The sequence below is a fragment of the Cryobacterium sp. BB307 genome (assembly GCF_012274275.1).
In the GTDB taxonomy this organism is placed as follows: Bacteria; Actinomycetota; Actinomycetes; order Actinomycetales; family Microbacteriaceae; genus Terrimesophilobacter.
On the sequence record NZ_JAANZA010000001.1, the window covers coordinates 781,933 to 798,125 of the forward strand.

At 64.9% G+C, this 16,193-nt stretch carries 23 protein-coding genes; all 23 read left to right on the forward strand.

Annotation, left to right across the window (positions count from 1 at the left end; all coding sequences use genetic code 11):
• Positions 1 to 4: 4 nt before the first annotated feature.
• A complete protein-coding gene (gene pilO, locus HGK58_RS03825; protein WP_168626194.1) occupies positions 5 to 637 on the forward strand; it encodes a type 4a pilus biogenesis protein PilO in 633 nt (210 codons plus the stop codon).
• A 66-nt stretch (positions 638 to 703) separates the two neighbouring features.
• Complete coding sequence (locus tag HGK58_RS03830) at positions 704 to 1,708, forward strand: hypothetical protein (RefSeq protein WP_168626195.1); 1,005 nt, start codon at positions 704 to 706, stop codon at positions 1,706 to 1,708.
• Positions 1,686 to 2,153: a DUF6121 family protein gene (locus HGK58_RS03835; RefSeq protein WP_168626196.1), complete on the forward strand. Its 468-nt coding sequence runs from the start codon at positions 1,686 to 1,688 to the stop codon at positions 2,151 to 2,153. The genes HGK58_RS03830 and HGK58_RS03835 overlap by 23 nt, the downstream gene beginning before the upstream one ends.
• A 277-nt stretch (positions 2,154 to 2,430) precedes the next feature.
• Positions 2,431 to 2,805, forward strand: a complete 375-nt coding sequence (gene rpsL / locus HGK58_RS03840) for a 30S ribosomal protein S12 (protein WP_168626197.1) — start codon at positions 2,431 to 2,433, stop codon at positions 2,803 to 2,805.
• On the forward strand, positions 2,805 to 3,275 hold the full coding sequence (rpsG, locus tag HGK58_RS03845) for a 30S ribosomal protein S7 (protein ID WP_168626198.1): 471 nt from the start codon (positions 2,805 to 2,807) through the stop codon (positions 3,273 to 3,275). The genes rpsL and rpsG overlap by 1 nt, the downstream gene beginning before the upstream one ends.
• A 131-nt stretch (positions 3,276 to 3,406) precedes the next feature.
• Complete coding sequence (gene fusA, locus HGK58_RS03850; protein ID WP_168626199.1) at positions 3,407 to 5,521, forward strand: elongation factor G; 2,115 nt, start codon at positions 3,407 to 3,409, stop codon at positions 5,519 to 5,521.
• A 137-nt stretch (positions 5,522 to 5,658) separates the two neighbouring features.
• On the forward strand, positions 5,659 to 6,852 hold the full coding sequence (gene tuf, locus HGK58_RS03855; RefSeq protein ID WP_168626200.1) for an elongation factor Tu: 1,194 nt from the start codon (positions 5,659 to 5,661) through the stop codon (positions 6,850 to 6,852).
• A 247-nt stretch (positions 6,853 to 7,099) separates the two neighbouring features.
• Positions 7,100 to 8,047: a type IV toxin-antitoxin system AbiEi family antitoxin domain-containing protein gene (locus tag HGK58_RS03860; protein ID WP_168626201.1), complete on the forward strand. Its 948-nt coding sequence runs from the start codon at positions 7,100 to 7,102 to the stop codon at positions 8,045 to 8,047.
• Positions 8,048 to 8,086: 39 nt separating this feature from the next.
• Positions 8,087 to 8,902 (forward strand): aspartate dehydrogenase domain-containing protein, encoded by an 816-nt coding sequence (locus HGK58_RS03865; protein WP_168626202.1) that lies wholly within the window; start codon positions 8,087 to 8,089, stop codon positions 8,900 to 8,902.
• 581 nt (positions 8,903 to 9,483) lie between these two features.
• Positions 9,484 to 9,792 carry a 30S ribosomal protein S10 gene (rpsJ, locus tag HGK58_RS03870; protein ID WP_168626203.1) on the forward strand — a complete coding sequence of 103 codons (309 nt, stop codon included), beginning with the start codon at positions 9,484 to 9,486 and terminating at the stop codon, positions 9,790 to 9,792.
• A gap of 23 nt (positions 9,793 to 9,815) precedes the next feature.
• Positions 9,816 to 10,472, forward strand: coding sequence for a 50S ribosomal protein L3 (gene rplC, locus HGK58_RS03875; RefSeq protein ID WP_168626204.1), 657 nt, complete (start codon positions 9,816 to 9,818; stop codon positions 10,470 to 10,472).
• A gap of 2 nt (positions 10,473 to 10,474) precedes the next feature.
• Positions 10,475 to 11,137, forward strand: a complete 663-nt coding sequence (gene rplD, locus HGK58_RS03880; RefSeq protein ID WP_168626205.1) for a 50S ribosomal protein L4 — start codon at positions 10,475 to 10,477, stop codon at positions 11,135 to 11,137.
• Positions 11,134 to 11,433: a 50S ribosomal protein L23 gene (gene rplW, locus HGK58_RS03885; RefSeq protein ID WP_168626206.1), complete on the forward strand. Its 300-nt coding sequence runs from the start codon at positions 11,134 to 11,136 to the stop codon at positions 11,431 to 11,433. The genes rplD and rplW overlap by 4 nt, the downstream gene beginning before the upstream one ends.
• A gap of 18 nt (positions 11,434 to 11,451) precedes the next feature.
• On the forward strand, positions 11,452 to 12,291 hold the full coding sequence (gene rplB, locus HGK58_RS03890) for a 50S ribosomal protein L2 (protein ID WP_168626207.1): 840 nt from the start codon (positions 11,452 to 11,454) through the stop codon (positions 12,289 to 12,291).
• 12 nt (positions 12,292 to 12,303) lie between these two features.
• Positions 12,304 to 12,585, forward strand: a complete 282-nt coding sequence (gene rpsS / locus HGK58_RS03895; RefSeq protein WP_168626208.1) for a 30S ribosomal protein S19 — start codon at positions 12,304 to 12,306, stop codon at positions 12,583 to 12,585.
• Between the two features lie 26 nt (positions 12,586 to 12,611).
• Positions 12,612 to 13,007 (forward strand): 50S ribosomal protein L22, encoded by a 396-nt coding sequence (gene rplV / locus HGK58_RS03900; RefSeq protein WP_168626209.1) that lies wholly within the window; start codon positions 12,612 to 12,614, stop codon positions 13,005 to 13,007.
• The gene (rpsC, locus tag HGK58_RS03905) at positions 13,007 to 13,768 is read left to right on the forward strand and encodes a 30S ribosomal protein S3 (protein WP_168626210.1); all 762 of its coding nucleotides are present in this window, start codon (positions 13,007 to 13,009) and stop codon (positions 13,766 to 13,768) included. The genes rplV and rpsC overlap by 1 nt, the downstream gene beginning before the upstream one ends.
• Before the next feature lie 4 nt (positions 13,769 to 13,772).
• The gene (gene rplP / locus HGK58_RS03910; RefSeq protein ID WP_168626211.1) at positions 13,773 to 14,192 is read left to right on the forward strand and encodes a 50S ribosomal protein L16; all 420 of its coding nucleotides are present in this window, start codon (positions 13,773 to 13,775) and stop codon (positions 14,190 to 14,192) included.
• Positions 14,192 to 14,518: a 50S ribosomal protein L29 gene (gene rpmC / locus HGK58_RS03915; protein ID WP_168626212.1), complete on the forward strand. Its 327-nt coding sequence runs from the start codon at positions 14,192 to 14,194 to the stop codon at positions 14,516 to 14,518. Before rplP ends, rpmC begins: the two co-directional genes overlap by 1 nt.
• Positions 14,518 to 14,814 carry a 30S ribosomal protein S17 gene (gene rpsQ / locus HGK58_RS03920; RefSeq protein ID WP_168626213.1) on the forward strand — a complete coding sequence of 99 codons (297 nt, stop codon included), beginning with the start codon at positions 14,518 to 14,520 and terminating at the stop codon, positions 14,812 to 14,814. The genes rpmC and rpsQ overlap by 1 nt, the downstream gene beginning before the upstream one ends.
• 39 nt (positions 14,815 to 14,853) lie before the next feature.
• Positions 14,854 to 15,222: a 50S ribosomal protein L14 gene (rplN, locus tag HGK58_RS03925; RefSeq protein WP_168626214.1), complete on the forward strand. Its 369-nt coding sequence runs from the start codon at positions 14,854 to 14,856 to the stop codon at positions 15,220 to 15,222.
• A gap of 2 nt (positions 15,223 to 15,224) precedes the next feature.
• On the forward strand, positions 15,225 to 15,575 hold the full coding sequence (rplX, locus tag HGK58_RS03930) for a 50S ribosomal protein L24 (RefSeq protein WP_168626215.1): 351 nt from the start codon (positions 15,225 to 15,227) through the stop codon (positions 15,573 to 15,575).
• A complete protein-coding gene (rplE, locus tag HGK58_RS03935; protein ID WP_168626216.1) occupies positions 15,575 to 16,168 on the forward strand; it encodes a 50S ribosomal protein L5 in 594 nt (197 codons plus the stop codon). Before rplX ends, rplE begins: the two co-directional genes overlap by 1 nt.
• Positions 16,169 to 16,193 lie beyond the last annotated feature (25 nt).

Here is a 16,193-nt window from a genome sequence, read left to right on the forward strand (position 1 = left end):
GATTATGACGGTCGCCGCGGTCCTCGTGATCGGTGCGGTGCTCGCATTGGGATGGTTCCTCGGAGTCGACCCGCAATTGGCACAGGCGCGAACCGCTGATGCGGATCGCGCGGGTGTAGAGGAAGTGAACCGCGCCTACGAAGCCAAGCTTGTGGAGCTCAAGGAATTGGACAAGCGCCTTCCCGAACTCGAGACCGAGCTGGCGGCATTGTCACGAAGCATCCCGAGCGACGCCGATATCTCCACGTTGCTTGGCGAGCTCAACGCCATTGCCACGAGCAGTGGGGTGCAGATCACGTCAATTCGAGCGGATATCCCCGCCGCGTTTGCTGGCAAGGGAGACGTGATCCCCGCAACCGATCCGGCTGCTCCGGATGCTCCGGTAACTGAGACGACAACCGCCGCAGAAACGACCACGGTAGGCAGTACCGGGATGGTCTCCATTCCCATCTCCGTCTCCGTGCGAGGCGAACGTGACGCGACTCTGCTGTTCACCCAAATGGTGCAATCGGGCAACAGGCTCTACTTGGTGACCGACTTGGATGTTGTCATCGCCGGCGAGCAGACGACGACAACTCTCGAAGGGCTCGTCTACGTGCTGCCCGACCGCAGGGCCGCCTTGGAAATCAATGAATGATCGATTTCCATCGCTCGTTGACCCCTATTGTTGGGGGTAGGACAACGCGTCGAGAGGGGCTGCCGGATGGCTGGCGAGAAAAACGATCCGCTGCACGACAATGACCAGGCGACGGGCGGGGTCGAGGATACCGACACCGCCTACGTCGTCGACGAGGACACCGGAACCGGGTCGCACGTCTACGTGGTCGACGAAGGAGGAGTGGCGTCGGACGACCAAGCTGCCGACGACAAATCCTCCGACGATGCCCATGCGGACGCCTACGCTGACGATGCCAGCGCCGATGCGGTCCACGCGGACCACCGCGAGCCGGAACCGCTCGTCGAGCCAGCCGACTACCGCGACGACAAGGTCAGCACCAGCGCCGACGCGGTCTACGCCGACGACCTGAGCGCAAGCGACGGCTCAGGCACGAGACAGTACGACACCGACACGGTCGCCTACGAGCCGGCGGCCGCGCCCGTCCCACCGCCGATCACACCACCGGTCGCGCCGGCGGTGCGCACGGTGTACGTGCAGGCTCCGGTTCCGCCGCGCGCCCAGGGCAATCGCGGCTTCGGCGTCCTGATCGCCGCACTCGCCACCATCGCGTTCGCGCTGCTCTACGCGGCCCTATCGGCCCTGACCATCCTCATCGTCAGCGCCGGCGACTTCACCAACCTCTACCGAGACTTCCTGGTGTCGCCGCTGTTCTACATCCCGGTGCTCGTCTTCCTAGTCGCGATGATCCTCTACGCGCTCATCGCGAACCGCGCCGCCTGGTGGAGCTGGGTGATCGGCTCGTTCCTCGTGGCTGCGGTCGTCTACCTGGGCTCCATCGGCATCCGGATGCTGCTGGACGGCGCTCTGACCCAGTCCGCCGGCGAGGCGGCGACGGCATTCGCCAGCTCCGCCTCCAGCGCTTTCCTGATCATCGCGGCGATCCTCGCCCGCGAGGTGGCGATCTGGTCGGGCGCGATCATCAGCTCGCGCGGGCGCAAGGTAAAGGACCGCAACGTGCAAGCGCGCGAAGACTTCGAGCGCGAATCGGCCGAACGGCAGGCCGAGCTTGAACGACTCAACGCGGCCTGATCCGCAGCCGTTCTCGCGGGGGCTGTCCGTCGCGGTCATGACGACCGTGCTGTACGGGGCGGTGCTCGTCGCCGCCTACGGCATTATCAGCGTGCTCACCGACCGCGATGTCGTGTCCGAACCGGATGCCGGTCCGCTCGTCGGGATTGCGATGACCGGCACGGCGCTGGTCATCATGTTCTTCGCGATGCTGGGCGGACTGCGTCCCGACCGGGCCCGCGGCCTCCCCGTCGCGCGGGCCCTGGTAACCGGGCTCGGGGTTTACCTGCTCAGCACGCTCGCGGGCGCCGTGATGTACGCGATCGTGACCGGGAGGCTGCCCGCGTTCATCGTGTTCCTCGGCAATTACTTGCTCAGCCCGTTCGTGATCAGCTCCGGCGTCATCGCGACACTGTTCATCCTGCTGCTGCCCGTGTTCAGGCTGGTGAATTCTCGCGCGCGCTAGCACATGCGGTCATTTGACCGGCGTAGGCCGACCGGGTATTCTTTTCTGGCGTGCGTTTCGTCGTGCGCGAAACTTCTGTGCTGATTCGAGCACACACTGCGAAGCCGGTTTGAGAGTCGCGCCCAGCGTGCGATGCAAACCCCACAGCATTCCCAACCAGCGGTACTAAGAGTTTCTTGCGTGCAGCCGGTGGGTCGGGTCTCGAGCAAAGAGAAGCGAACAACGAAGACCCAAACCAAACGAATATCGCGAGAATCTATACCCAAGGAGTCAGTTAGTGCCAACCATTCAGCAGTTGGTCCGCAAGGGCAGGAACCCCAAGGTCGTCACGACCAAGGCGCCGGCCCTGAAGGCCAACCCCCAGCAGCGCGGCGTGTGCACCCGCGTCTACACGACGACCCCCAAGAAGCCGAACTCGGCGCTGCGCAAGGTCGCCCGTGTCAAGCTGAGCAACGGCACCGAGGTCACCGCGTACATCCCCGGTGAAGGCCACAACCTGCAGGAGCACTCGATGGTGCTCGTGCGCGGCGGTCGTGTGAAGGACCTCCCGGGTGTTCGCTACAAGATCGTTCGCGGCGCACTGGACACCCAGGCCGTCAAGAACCGCAAGCAGGCTCGCAGCCGTTACGGCGCGAAGATGGAGAAGAAGTAATGCCTCGCAAGGGACCGGCCCCCAAGCGCCCCGTGGTCAGCGACCCGGTATACGGCGCCCCCATCGTCAGCCAGCTCGTCAACAAGATCCTGCTCGACGGCAAGAAGGCCCTCGCTGAGCGCATCGTCTACGACGCGCTCGAAGGCGTCTCCACCAAGACCGGTGCGGATGCTGTCGTCACGCTGAAGAAGGCGCTCGACAACGTGCGCCCCACCATCGAGGTCAAGAGCCGCCGTGTCGGTGGCTCCACCTACCAGGTGCCCGTCGAGGTCAAGCCGCACCGCGCGAACACGCTCGCGCTGCGCTGGCTCACCACCTACGCCAAGGCCCGCCGCGAGAAGACCATGACCGAGCGTCTCACCAACGAGATCCTCGACGCCTCGAACGGTCTCGGCGCAGCAGTCAAGCGCCGTGAGGACACTCACAAGATGGCCGAGTCGAACAAGGCATTCGCGCACTACCGCTGGTAACAGCGCGCTGGAGCTGAGCGGGAGGCCATTTCGTGGCCTCCCCGCCGGCCAGCATGGAGCCCGTCTCGGGCTCCGGCAGCGCCCGGCCCCAGCATCCGAAGACCCAACCTCAACAGTAAGGAAACCCCCCTGTGGCACAGGACGTGCTCACCGACCTGAACAAGGTCCGCAACATCGGCATCATGGCGCACATCGACGCCGGTAAGACCACGACGACCGAGCGCATCCTGTTCTACACGGGCGTCAACCGCAAGCTCGGCGAAACCCACGACGGTGGCGCGACCACCGACTGGATGGAGCAGGAGCAAGAGCGCGGCATCACCATCACGTCCGCCGCCGTCACCTGCTTCTGGGACAACACCCAGATCAACATCATCGACACCCCCGGCCACGTCGACTTCACCGTCGAGGTGGAGCGCAGTCTCCGCGTGCTCGATGGCGCGGTCGCGGTGTTCGACGGCAAGGAGGGCGTCGAGCCCCAGTCAGAGACCGTCTGGCGTCAGGCCGACAAGTACGAGGTCCCCCGCATCTGCTTCGTCAACAAGATGGACAAGATCGGCGCCGACTTCTACTTCACCGTCGACACCATCGTGAAGCGCCTCGGCGCGAAGCCGCTCGTGCTGCAGCTGCCGATCGGCGCGGAGAGCGGCTTCGTCGGCGTTGTCGACCTGGTCGAGATGCGTGCGCTCGTGTGGGAGAGCGACTCCAAGGGTGACGTCACCATGGGCGCCAAGTACGAGGTGCAGGAGATCCCGGCCGACCTGAAGGACAAGGCCGAGGAGTACCGTCAAAAGCTGCTCGAGACGGTCGCCGAGACCGACGAGGCACTGCTCGAGAAGTTCTTCTCCGGCGAAGAGTTCAGCGTCAAGGAGATCAAGGCGGCGATCCGCAAGCTGACCATCAACAGCGAGATCTACCCGGTGTTGTGTGGCTCGGCGTTCAAGAACCGCGGTGTGCAGCCGATGCTGGACGCGGTCGTCGACTACCTCCCCAACCCGCTGGACGTTCCCGCGATCAAGGGCATGGACCCGCGCGACGAGGACAAGGCCATCGAGCGGCACCCGGTTTCGACCGATCCGTTCGCGGCCCTCGCCTTCAAGATCGCCGTTCACCCGTTCTTCGGTCGCCTCACCTACGTTCGCGTGTACTCCGGTCACGTCGACTCGGGCGCTCAGGTCACCAACTCGACCAAGGGCAAGAAGGAGCGCATCGGGAAGATCTTCCAGATGCACGCCAACAAGGAGAACCCGGTCGACGCGATGAGCGCCGGGCACATCTACGCGGTGATCGGCCTCAAGGACACCACCACCGGTGACACCCTGAGCGACCCGAACAGCCAGGTCGTGCTCGAGTCGATGACCTTCCCTGAGCCCGTCATCGAGGTCGCGATCGAGCCGAAGACCAAGGCCGACCAGGAGAAGCTGGGCACCGCCATCCAGAAGCTGGCGGAAGAGGACCCGACGTTCCGCGTCGAGCAGGACGCCGAGACCGGCCAGACCCTGATCAAGGGCATGGGCGAGCTCCACCTCGACATCCTCGTTGACCGGATGAAGCGTGAATTCCACGTCGAGGCGAACGTCGGCAAGCCGCAGGTCGCCTACCGCGAGACCATCCGTCGCGTCGTCGACAAGCACGACTACACCCACAAGAAGCAGACCGGTGGCTCCGGTCAGTTCGCGAAGGTGCAGATCTCGCTCGAGCCGCTCGAGGTCAGTGGAGACACGATCTACGAGTTCGACAACAAGGTCACCGGTGGTCGCGTGCCGCGGGAATACATCCCGTCGGTGGATGCGGGCATCCGGGATGCCATGCAGGTGGGCGTGCTCGCCGGCTACCCCATGGTCGGTATCAAGGCCACACTGCTGGACGGTGCGGCCCACGACGTCGACTCCTCGGAGATGGCGTTCAAGATCGCCGGATCGATGGCCTTCAAGGAGGCTGCTCGCAAGGCGAACCCCGTTCTGCTCGAGCCGCTCATGGCAGTCGAGGTGCGTACCCCAGAGGAATACATGGGTGACGTCATCGGCGACCTGAACTCGCGCCGTGGCCAAATCCAGTCGATGGAGGATGCAACGGGCGTGAAGGTGGTCACTGCGCTGGTTCCGCTGTCCGAGATGTTCGGCTACGTGGGCGACCTGAGGTCGAAGACCTCCGGCCGTGCGGTGTACTCCATGCAGTTCGACAGCTACTCTGAGGTGCCGCGCGCGGTCGCCGACGAGATCGTCCAGAAGAACAAGGGCGAGTAGCACCTGATTCTTCGCTAAGCTCGGACGGTTAATTACCGCGGGGCGCTATCCCGTAACATAAATACACATCCCAGTAGAGTCGCCGGGCACAAACCCGTGTCCGGAGCTTTTACGCGAGAGTCCTGAGGAGGACCACAGTGGCTAAGGCCAAGTTCGAGCGGACTAAGCCGCACGTCAACATCGGAACGATTGGTCACGTTGACCACGGCAAGACGACGCTCACCGCAGCAATCTCGAAGGTGCTCGCGGACAAGTACCCGTCAAATGTCAACGTTCCGCGTGACTTCGCGACGATCGACTCTGCTCCTGAGGAGCGCCAGCGCGGCATCACGATCAACATCTCGCACGTCGAGTACGAGACCCCGAAGCGTCACTACGCACACGTTGACGCCCCTGGTCACGCCGACTACATCAAGAACATGATCACCGGTGCAGCCCAGATGGATGGCGCGATCCTCGTTGTCGCCGCCACCGACGGCCCGATGGCCCAGACTCGCGAGCACGTTCTGCTCGCGAAGCAGGTCGGCGTTCCGTACCTCATGGTCGCGCTCAACAAGTCGGACATGGTTGACGACGAGGAGATCCTGGAGCTCGTCGAGCTCGAGGTTCGCGAGCTGCTGTCCAGCCAGGACTTCGACGGTGACAACGCACCGGTCATCCGCGTCTCGGGCCTCAAGGCTCTCGAGGGTGACGAGAAGTGGGTCCAGAGCGTGCTCGACCTGATCCAGGCCGCGGATGACAACATCCCGGACCCGGTTCGTGACCGCGACAAGCCGTTCCTCATGCCGATCGAGGATGTCTTCACGATCACCGGTCGTGGAACCGTCGTCACCGGCCGTGCCGAGCGTGGCACCCTGGCGATCAACTCGGACGTCGAGATCGTCGGCATCCGCCCGACCCAGAAGACGACCGTCACCGGTATCGAGATGTTCCACAAGCAGCTCGACGAGGCCTGGGCCGGCGAGAACTGTGGTCTGCTCCTCCGTGGCACCAAGCGCGAGGACGTCGAGCGCGGCCAGGTCGTCGTGAAGCCGGGTTCGGTCACGCCGCACACCGTCTTCGAGGGCACCGCGTACATCCTGTCCAAGGACGAGGGTGGCCGTCACAACCCGTTCTACGGCAACTACCGTCCGCAGTTCTACTTCCGCACCACGGACGTCACCGGCGTCATCACGCTGCCCGAGGGCACCGAGATGGTCATGCCCGGTGACACCACCGAGATGACGGTCGAGCTCATCCAGCCGATCGCCATGGAAGAGGGCCTCGGCTTCGCGATCCGTGAGGGTGGCCGCACCGTCGGCGCCGGCAAGGTCACGAAGATCGTCAAGTAGTTCTTTCGAACAACGTCGAGAAGGGTCGCACCTGAGGGTGCGGCCCTTCTTGCGTTTCCGGATGCTGGGTGGCGCGCCCGTTCCGGACATCCGCTACCCGTGCGCCGGGCGCGTCCGTCCGCAGGTGGCGCGTACCGCCGGAACTGCGCGCCGCCCTCCTCTCCTCCACACCTCGCGTCTTCCTCGCCCCAAGCACGGATGCCGGCCGTCTGACGCCGATGCGCCGCACCGCCCCGACACTGGGCGGATGGAACTCGACATTCCGCCGGGACTGATCTTCGTCCGGGACCTGGCCAGCCACGGGATCGACGACCGCGGCCTGCGACGCGCGGCGGAGCGCGGCACCGCGGTGCGCTTGCGCCGCGGCGTGTACTTCAACGGCCCATGGAAGTCGCTGACGGCCGAGGAGCGCTACCGGCTACGCTGCGAGGCGGTCGCACGTGCCACGGAAGAGCTGCCCTTGTTGTCGCACCAGTCGGCCGCGGCCATCCTCGGACTCCCGTCGCTCGACTCGTGGATGAGCGATGTGCACATCACGATCGAGCCCGCCGCGGGTGGCCGGTCACGCAACGGCGTTCGGCGGCACGCGGGTGTCGTGCCAGCGGCGTCGCGCATCGAGGTCGACGGGATGCTCGTGACCAACGTGCCGCGCACAGTGATTGATCTCGCTACCACCGCCTCGTTCAGAAGCGCCGTAGCCGCTGCGGATTTCGCGATCCGGGCGCGGGCGCCCCTGACGAGCCGTGACGAGCTGTGGGCGGAGTTCACGGGGATGCGGCCCTTCAGCAACATGCGACGCGCACAACGGGTGCTCGAGTTCGCCACGGAGCTATCTGACTCGCCGGGGGAGTCGCTGAGTCGCGTCGTCATGCATGAGCTCGGGTTCCCGGAGCCGGAGCTTCAAGCGCACTTCACCAACCGATCCGGCGGCGATATCTACACGGACTTCTACTGGCCCGAGCATTCGGTCGTTGGGGAGTTCGACGGGCGTGCCAAGTACGAGCGCGAGCAGTACCTCGGCGGCTTCACGCCCGAGGAGAAGCTGTGGAAGGAGAAGCTTCGCGAGGATGATGTGCGCCGCCATGTCCGCCGCTTCGTGCGCTGGGGCTGGAAGGAGGCGATGAACCCGATGGAGCTGCGTGCGCTGCTGGACGACGCGGGCCTACCGCGGCTGCGCATCCGACTCCTAACCTGACCCCATCGCCTCTCTCGACCGGCAGGGTAGCTTGGCGGGGTGACGAAAGCACGCGGGTGGACAAGCGGCAGCGCCTTGAACGTGGCGGTTCTCGGATACGGCGCGATCGGTGCCAGCGTCTCGAACTCGCTTGCGGCGGGTGCTGTGGAGGGAGCTCGGCTGGCGGGCGTCATCACACGGACGGGCGCCGGCACGCACCCGCATCAGGGTCTGTCCCTGGACGACGCGCTGACCGTCAGCGACATCGTCGTCGAGTGCGCGGGCACCGCCGCCGTGACTGAGCACGGTCCGCGCATCATCGCATCCGGTACAGACTTGTTCGTCGCATCGATCGGAGCGCTTGCGGATGCTGACGTCCGCGCCAGGCTGCTACAGGGCCCGGGGGCCCTGTACTTGACCACGGGGGCGATTGGCGGGCTCGACATTCTGAGCGCGGCCGCTTTCGGCGGTGGGTTGGACTCGATCGAACTCACGACCACGAAGAAGGCCCGAACGCTGGTGCAGCCCTGGATGGACGCGGCACAGGCGGAAGCGCTCAGGGGGAGCGATGAACCGACTACGGTCTTCAGCGGAGGGGTCGAGGACGCGATTCGTCTGTTCCCGAAGTCATTGAATGTGGCGGTAGCGCTCGCGGTCGCCACCGGGGAGTGGGAACGGACAAGGGTGACCATGATCGCTGACCCGAATGCGGAGCTGACCACACACGAGATCGCCGCACGGGGGAGCGCCGGCAGCTATGGGTTCACGGTATCCAACCTGCCGCACGAATCGAACCCGGCGACAAGCAAGGTCGTGCCGGCCGCACTTCTGCGGGGGCTGGCGAAGCTCGCACGCCCCTCAGGCACGTTCTTGTAATGCGGGTGTGGAGGAGGGGTCGGCGGCGCGCAATTGCGGCGGACCGCGGCAGCTCCGGACAGGGGCGACAGGTGCGCCGGGCGCGGATGTCCGGAACGGGCGCGCTGCGGAGCAGGGAGGCGGCCGTCCGGGCGGGGCGCGGATGTCCGGAACGGGCGTGAATGGGCACAGTGGGGGCGGAAGTCCGGACCTGGCATGCAGGCGGGAGGGGTACAGTGAGTGAAGCGGAGTCCGCGACACGCCCGGGTTGCAGCAAATGCCGGGTTGTGGCAAACTCTTCTAGTTCAACATTTCGTTTCACCGCGCAGGTGGGCGGATCACTATCCAGGCAGTGCATAGGACACGTTTCCTAGGCCGCGGGTAGCAGAACAACAAAACCGACACTCGAAGATCCGTGGTGACACGTGTGTCCAGCGAGGGCGACACGCCCGAGCGCGGGGGTCGGTGAATGACGTTGCGTCCGGTGGAGATATCGCCGGGCGTGTGACAGAAAAACAGTGGTGCGAAAGCAGAAGTGCTTTCAGCTGCACAGGTTCATCCGGTTCCCGGATGCGCCCGTACAACAGAGAGAGAGTCAGGCTATGGCGGGACAGAAGATCCGCATCCGACTGAAGTCGTATGACCACGAGGTCATCGACAGCTCGGCGCGCAAGATCGTCGACACGGTCACCCGTGCGGGTGCGACGGTTGTCGGCCCAGTGCCGCTTCCGACCGAGAAGAACGTGGTCACTGTGATCCGTTCCCCTCACAAGTACAAGGACAGCCGAGAGCACTTCGAGAAGCGCACCCACAAGCGCCTGATCGACATCATCGACCCGACTCCGAAGGCCGTCGACTCGCTCATGCGTCTCGACCTGCCCGCTGACGTCAACATCGAGATCAAGCTCTGAGCTGGATAGGGACTGTAGAGAACATGGCTACCGCCACTAACAAGACCATCAAGGGTCTGCTCGGCACCAAGCTCGGCATGACCCAGGTGTGGGATTCCAACAACAAGCTCATCCCGGTCACGGTCATCGAGGTCGCCCCGAACGTCGTGACGCAGCTGCGTACCGAGGATGTCGACGGCTACGCGGCCGTGCAGATCGCCTACGGCCAGATCGACCCGCGCAAGGTCAACAAGCCCAGCGCAGGCCACTTCGCCAAGGCGGGCGTGACCCCGCGCCGCTACCTCACCGAGATTCGCACCGCTGACGCCGCCGAGTACAGCCTCGGCCAGGAGCTCACGGTCGACACCTTCGAGGCCGGCACCAAGGTCGACGTCGTCGGCACCAGCAAGGGCAAGGGCTTCGCCGGTGCCATGAAGCGCCACAACTTCCAGGGTGTCAGCGCATCGCACGGTGCTCACCGCAACCACCGCAAGCCCGGCTCGATCGGCGCTTCTGCCACTCCGGGCCGCGTGTTCAAGGGCAAGAAGATGGCCGGCCGCATGGGTGGCGAGCGCGTTGCGGTGCAGGGCCTCGCGGTTCACGCCGTCGACGCCGAGAAGAACCTCCTGCTGGTCAAGGGTGCCGTTCCCGGCGCTCGCGGCCGCATCGTATTCGTTCGCACTTCAGTGAAGGGGGCGTAACCATGGCCGCAGCTCACACGCTTGACGTCGTCGACGCCAAGGGCAAGAAGGCCGGCACGGTCGACCTTCCGGCCGAGGTCTTCGACGTCCAGACCAACGTTCCGCTGATCCACCAGGTCGTCGTCGCCCAGCGCGCCGCCGCCCGCCAGGGCACCCACTCTACGCTCCGCCGTGGCGAGGTCTCCGGCTCCGGTGTTAAGCCGTTCAAGCAGAAGGGCACCGGTCGTGCCCGTCAGGGCTCCGTCCGCATGCCGCAGCACCGCGGCGGTGGCATCGTCCACGGACCGAAGCCCCGCGACTACGACCAGCGCACCCCCAAGAAGATGATCGCCGCAGCACTGCTCGGAGCACTTTCCGACCGTGCCCGTGGCGAGCGCATCCACGTCATCGAGTCCCTCGTGGTCGGCGACACCCCGTCGACGAAGGTCGTCTCGGAGCTGCTCGACACGGTCACCTCGAGCCGCAACGTGCTCATCGTGATCGAGCGTGACGACGAGCTCGGCTACAAGAGCGTGCGCAACATGCCCACCGTTCACGTCCTGCCCGTTGACCAGCTCAACGCGTACGACGTGCTCGTGAGCGACGACATCGTCTTCACCAAGGCAGCGTTCGAGTCGTTCGTCGCCGCGAAGACCGCGAACAAGACTGAGGAGGCCAGCGCATGAGCGCCACCTATAAGGACCCGCGCGACGTCATCCTCGCGCCCGTCGTCTCGGAGAAGAGCTACAGCCTGATCGATGCGGGCAAGTACACCTTCGAGGTGGACCCCCGCTCGAACAAGACCGAGATCAAGCTCGCGATCGAGAAGATCTTCGGCGTCAAGGTCGAGTCGATCAACACGCTCAACAAGAAGGGCAAGACGCGCCGCACCCGTTTCGGGATCGGCAAGCGCAAGGACACCAAGCGCGCGATCGTCACCCTCAAGTCCGGTTCAATCGACATCTTCACGGCTGTCGGCTAGGGCTGAAGGAAGAGAAACATGGCTATTCGCAAGTACAAGCCCACGACGCCAGGTCGTCGCGGCTCCTCGGTGGCAGACTTCGCCGAGATCACCCGCTCGACCCCGGAGAAGTCGCTGCTGCGTCCGCTCCCGAAGACGGGTGGCCGCAACAGCTCCGGCCGCATCACCACGCGTCACATCGGTGGCGGCCACAAGCGCCAGTACCGCGTCATCGACTTCAAGCGCAATGACAAGGATGGCGTCAACGCCAAGGTCGCTCACATCGAGTACGACCCGAACCGCACCGCACGCATCGCGCTGCTGCACTTCGTCGACGGCACCAAGCGGTACATCATCGCGCCGGAGAAGCTGAAGCAGGGCGACATCGTCGAGTCGGGTCCGTCGGCTGACATCAAGCCGGGCAACAACCTGCCGCTGAAGAACATCCCGGTCGGTACCGTCGTGCACGCGATCGAGCTCAAGCCGGGCGGTGGCGCCAAGCTCGCCCGTTCTGCCGGCTCGTCGGTTCGTCTCGTCGCCAAGGATGGCCCGTACGCGCAGCTCCGTCTCCCCTCCGGCGAGATCCGCAACGTCGACGCGCGCTGCCGCGCCACCGTCGGCGAGGTCGGCAACGCCGAGCAGTCGAACATCAACTGGGGCAAGGCTGGCCGGATGCGGTGGAAGGGCGTTCGCCCGACCGTCCGCGGTGTCGCAATGAACCCGGTCGACCACCCGCACGGTGGTGGTGAGGGTAAGACCTCCGGTGGTCGCCACCCGGTCACCCCGTGGGGTCAGGCCGAGGGCCGTACCCGCAAGCCAAACCTCGAGAGCGACAAGCTCATCGTCCGTCGTCGCACCGTCGGCAAGAAGCGCAAGTAGGAGTTGTAGAGGATGCCACGCAGTCTCAAGAAGGGCCCCTTCGTTGACGATCACCTGCTTCGCAAGGTCGTTACTCAGAACGAGGCCAAGAGCAAGAACGTAATCAAGACCTGGTCACGCCGCTCCATGATCGTCCCGGCCATGCTTGGCCACACGATCGCGGTGCACGACGGTCGCAAGCACATCCCGGTGTTCGTCACCGAGACCATGGTGGGTCACAAGCTCGGAGAGTTCGCCCCCACCCGCACCTTCCGTGGACACGTGAAGGACGACAAGAAGGGTCGCCGCCGCTAACCGCGGTGGCGCAAGGAGGTAGAGAAATGGTGGAGTCGATCGCACGAGTGCGACACATCCGCGTGACCCCCATGAAGGCTCGCCGCGTCGTCGACATGATCCGCGGTAAGCAGGCAACAGAGGCACTCGCGATTCTGAAGTTCGCACCGCAGGCAGCGAGCGAGCCCGTGTACAAGCTGGTCGCATCCGCGGTCGCCAACGCACGGGTCAAGGCAGACAACGAGAACACGTACCTGAACGAGGACGACCTGTTCATCGCCAGCGCGTACGTTGACGAGGGCACGACGCTCAAGCGGTTCCAGCCGCGTGCACAGGGCCGCGCGTTCAAGATCCTCAAGCGCACCAGCCACATCACCGTTGTGCTGGCGACGCCAAGCGAGGCCGACGTGGCACAGGCTGCCAGGAAGGCAGGAAAGAAGTAATGGGACAGAAAGTCAATCCGTACGGCTTCCGCCTCGGAATCACCACCGACCACGTGTCGCGCTGGTACTCCGACAGCACCAAGCCCGGACAGCGTTACAGCGACTTTGTCGCCGAGGACGTCAGGATCCGTCGCCTGCTGAGCACCTCGCTCGACCGTGCCGGCGTCGCTCGCATCGAGATCGAGCGCACGCGTGACCGCGTCCGCGTCGACATCCACACCGCGCGCCCCGGCATCGTGATCGGCCGCCGTGGAGCCGAGGCCGAGCGCATCCGCACCGACCTCGAGAAGCTCACCGGCAAGCAGATCCAGCTGAACATCCTCGAGGTGAAGAACCCCGAGGCCGAGGCCCAGCTCGTCGCGCAGGGCATCGCCGAGCAGCTCTCCGCACGTGTGGCGTTCCGCCGCGCGATGCGCAAGGGCCTGCAGGGCGCCCAGCGCGCCGGCGCCAAGGGTGTCCGGATTCAGGTCTCCGGCCGCCTCGGTGGCGCTGAGATGAGCCGCTCCGAGTTCTACCGCGAGGGTCGCGTTCCGCTGCACACGCTGCGTGCGAACATCGACTTCGGCTTCTATGAGGCCCGCACCACCTTCGGCCGCATCGGCGTGAAGGTGTGGATCTACAAGGGCGACATCACCAACAAGGAACTCGCGCGCGAGCAGGCGAACCAGAAGTCGTCGCGTCCCGACCGCCGTGACAGCGACCGCCCGCGTCGTGGCGCACGCGCAGAGGCCGCCCCGGCGGCAGTAGGAGCGGAGGGCTAAAGAAATGCTGATCCCACGCAGAGTCAAGCACCGCAAGCAGCACCACCCGGGCCGCAGCGGTCAGGCCACCGGCGGCACGAAGGTCACCTTCGGCGAGTTCGGCATCCAGGCCCTCACCCCCGCATACGTGACCAACCGCCAGATTGAGGCGGCACGTATCGCAATGACCCGTCACATCAAGCGTGGTGGAAAGGTGTGGATCAACATCTACCCGGACCGCCCGATCACCAAGAAGCCGGCCGAAACCCGTATGGGTTCCGGTAAGGGTTCGCCCGAGTGGTGGGTCGCCAACGTCAAGCCGGGTCGCGTGCTCTTCGAGCTCAGCGGCGTCAACGAGACCGTCGCCCGCGAAGCACTCACCCGTGCGATTCACAAGCTGCCCCTCAAGGCACGCATCATCAAGCGCGAGGAGGGCGACGCATAATGGCGATCGGTTCCAAGGAGCTCCGCCCCAGCGAGCTCGACACATTCGAAGACGAGAGACTCGTCGAAGAACTCAAGAAGGCCAAGGAAGAGCTGTTCAACCTGCGCTTCCAGTCGGCCACCGGCCAGCTCGAGAGCCACGGACGCCTGCGCGCCGTGAAGCGCGATATCGCCCGCATCTACACGGTCATCCGTGAGCGTGAGCTCGGCATCCGGGCCACCCCGGCCCCGGTCGAGGTTGCGGCGAAGCCGGCCAAGAAGAGCAAGAAGTCGGACGAGGCGGCCGAGGCCAAGGCTGAGACCGGCGCGAACGAGGACGGTAACTAATGGCAGAGAAGAAGGCCCAGGCCGAGGTCGGGACCGAGAGGCTCGAGCGCCCGTACCGCAAGATCCGTCGCGGCTACGTCAGCAGCGACAAGATGGACAAGACGATCGTCGTCGAGGTCGAAGACCGCGTGAAGCACCCGCTGTACGGCAAGGTCCTGCGCCGCACCTCCAAGGTGAAGGTGCACGACGAGACCAACTCAGCCGGCATCGGCGACCTCGTCGTGATCAGCGAGACGCGGCCGTTGAGCGCCACCAAGCGCTGGCGCCTTGTCGAGATTCTTGAGAAGGCCAAGTAAGCGCGAGCTTGCTTCCTAAGGAACTAGAGGAATAGGACAATGCTTCAGCAGGAATCCAGGCTCAAGGTCGCCGACAACACCGGCGCCAAGGAGCTGCTCACGATTCGCGTGCTCGGGGGCTCCGGTCGGCGCTACGCCGGACTCGGCGACACCATCGTCGCCACGGTCAAGGACGCCATCCCCGGCGGCAACGTGAAGAAGGGCGAGATCGTCAAGGCGGTCATCGTCCGCACCAAGAAGGAGACCCGTCGTCCCGACGGCTCCTACATCAAGTTCGACGAGAACGCGGCAGTCATCCTGAAGAACGATGGCGACCCCCGCGGCACTCGTATCTTCGGACCGGTCGGTCGCGAACTCCGCGACAAGAAGTTCATGAAGATCATCTCGCTGGCACCGGAGGTTATTTAGTCATGGCGAAGATCAAGAAGGGCGACCTCGTTCAGGTCATCTCGGGTCGCAGCCAGGACCGTGGCGGCGACCGTGGCAAGCAGGGCCGTGTGCTCGAGGTGCTCGTCGAGAAGAACCGTGTCGTGGTTGAAGGCGTGAACTTCGTCACCAAGCACGTTCGCGTCGGACAGACCCAGCGCGGCACCAAGACCGGTGGCATCGAGACCCACGAGGCGCCCATCCACATCTCCAACGTGGCTGTGGTCGACCCCAAGTCGAAGAAGCCCACCCGCGTCGGCTACCGCGTCGAGAAGAACGCTGAGGGCAAGACCGTCCGCGTTCGTTACGCAAAGAACTCAGGTGAGGACCTGTAATGACTGACACCGCAACTGCTGCTGCGGCGCCGCGCATCGCGCCGCGTCTGAAGCAGAAGTACAAGACTGAGATCATCGAGCAGCTGAAGAAGGACTTCGGCTTCACGAACGTGCACCAGGTCCCCGGCCTTGTGAAGATCGTCGTGAACACCGGTGTTGGTGACGCTGCCCGCGATGGCAAGCTCATCGACGGCGCGGTCCGCGACCTCACGCTCATCACTGGCCAGAAGCCGCAGGTCACCGCCGCCCGCAAGTCGATCGCGCAGTTCAAGCTGCGTGAGGGAATGCCCATCGGCGCCCACGTCACGCTGCGTGGCGACCGCGCCTGGGAGTTCCTGGACCGCCTCCTCACGCTCGCGCTGCCCCGCATCCGGGACTTCCGCGGACTGAGCGACCGGCAGTTCGACGGCAACGGCAACTACACGTTCGGCCTCAACGAGCAGTCCATGTTCCACGAGATCGATCAGGACAAGATCGACCGCGTGCGTGGCTTCGACATCACCGTCGTGACCACCGCCAAGAACGACGACGAGGGTCGCGCGCTGCTCAAGGCGCTCGGCTTCCCGTTCAGAACCGCAGAGAACTCCAACTAAGGCACCACCGATCGACCAGGTCGGC

Excerpts from the sequence above, each read along its gene's own strand:
- pilO (WP_168626194.1), top strand. The coding sequence starts at position 5 with ATGACGGTCGCCGCGGTCCTCGTGATCGGTGCGGTGCTCGCATTGGGA.
- HGK58_RS03830 (WP_168626195.1), top strand. The coding sequence starts at position 704 with ATGGCTGGCGAGAAAAACGATCCGCTGCACGACAATGACCAGGCGACG.
- rpsG (WP_168626198.1), top strand. The coding sequence starts at position 2,805 with ATGCCTCGCAAGGGACCGGCCCCCAAGCGCCCCGTGGTCAGCGACCCG.
- HGK58_RS03860 (WP_168626201.1), top strand. The coding sequence starts at position 7,100 with ATGGAACTCGACATTCCGCCGGGACTGATCTTCGTCCGGGACCTGGCC.
- rpsJ (WP_168626203.1), top strand. The coding sequence starts at position 9,484 with ATGGCGGGACAGAAGATCCGCATCCGACTGAAGTCGTATGACCACGAG.
- rplC (WP_168626204.1), top strand. The coding sequence starts at position 9,816 with ATGGCTACCGCCACTAACAAGACCATCAAGGGTCTGCTCGGCACCAAG.
- rplD (WP_168626205.1), top strand. The coding sequence starts at position 10,475 with ATGGCCGCAGCTCACACGCTTGACGTCGTCGACGCCAAGGGCAAGAAG.
- rplW (WP_168626206.1), top strand. The coding sequence starts at position 11,134 with ATGAGCGCCACCTATAAGGACCCGCGCGACGTCATCCTCGCGCCCGTC.
- rplB (WP_168626207.1), top strand. The coding sequence starts at position 11,452 with ATGGCTATTCGCAAGTACAAGCCCACGACGCCAGGTCGTCGCGGCTCC.
- rpsS (WP_168626208.1), top strand. The coding sequence starts at position 12,304 with ATGCCACGCAGTCTCAAGAAGGGCCCCTTCGTTGACGATCACCTGCTT.
- rplV (WP_168626209.1), top strand. The coding sequence starts at position 12,612 with ATGGTGGAGTCGATCGCACGAGTGCGACACATCCGCGTGACCCCCATG.
- rpsC (WP_168626210.1), top strand. The coding sequence starts at position 13,007 with ATGGGACAGAAAGTCAATCCGTACGGCTTCCGCCTCGGAATCACCACC.
- rplP (WP_168626211.1), top strand. The coding sequence starts at position 13,773 with ATGCTGATCCCACGCAGAGTCAAGCACCGCAAGCAGCACCACCCGGGC.
- rpmC (WP_168626212.1), top strand. The coding sequence starts at position 14,192 with ATGGCGATCGGTTCCAAGGAGCTCCGCCCCAGCGAGCTCGACACATTC.
- rpsQ (WP_168626213.1), top strand. The coding sequence starts at position 14,518 with ATGGCAGAGAAGAAGGCCCAGGCCGAGGTCGGGACCGAGAGGCTCGAG.
- rplN (WP_168626214.1), top strand. The coding sequence starts at position 14,854 with ATGCTTCAGCAGGAATCCAGGCTCAAGGTCGCCGACAACACCGGCGCC.
- rplX (WP_168626215.1), top strand. The coding sequence starts at position 15,225 with ATGGCGAAGATCAAGAAGGGCGACCTCGTTCAGGTCATCTCGGGTCGC.
- rplE (WP_168626216.1), top strand. The coding sequence starts at position 15,575 with ATGACTGACACCGCAACTGCTGCTGCGGCGCCGCGCATCGCGCCGCGT.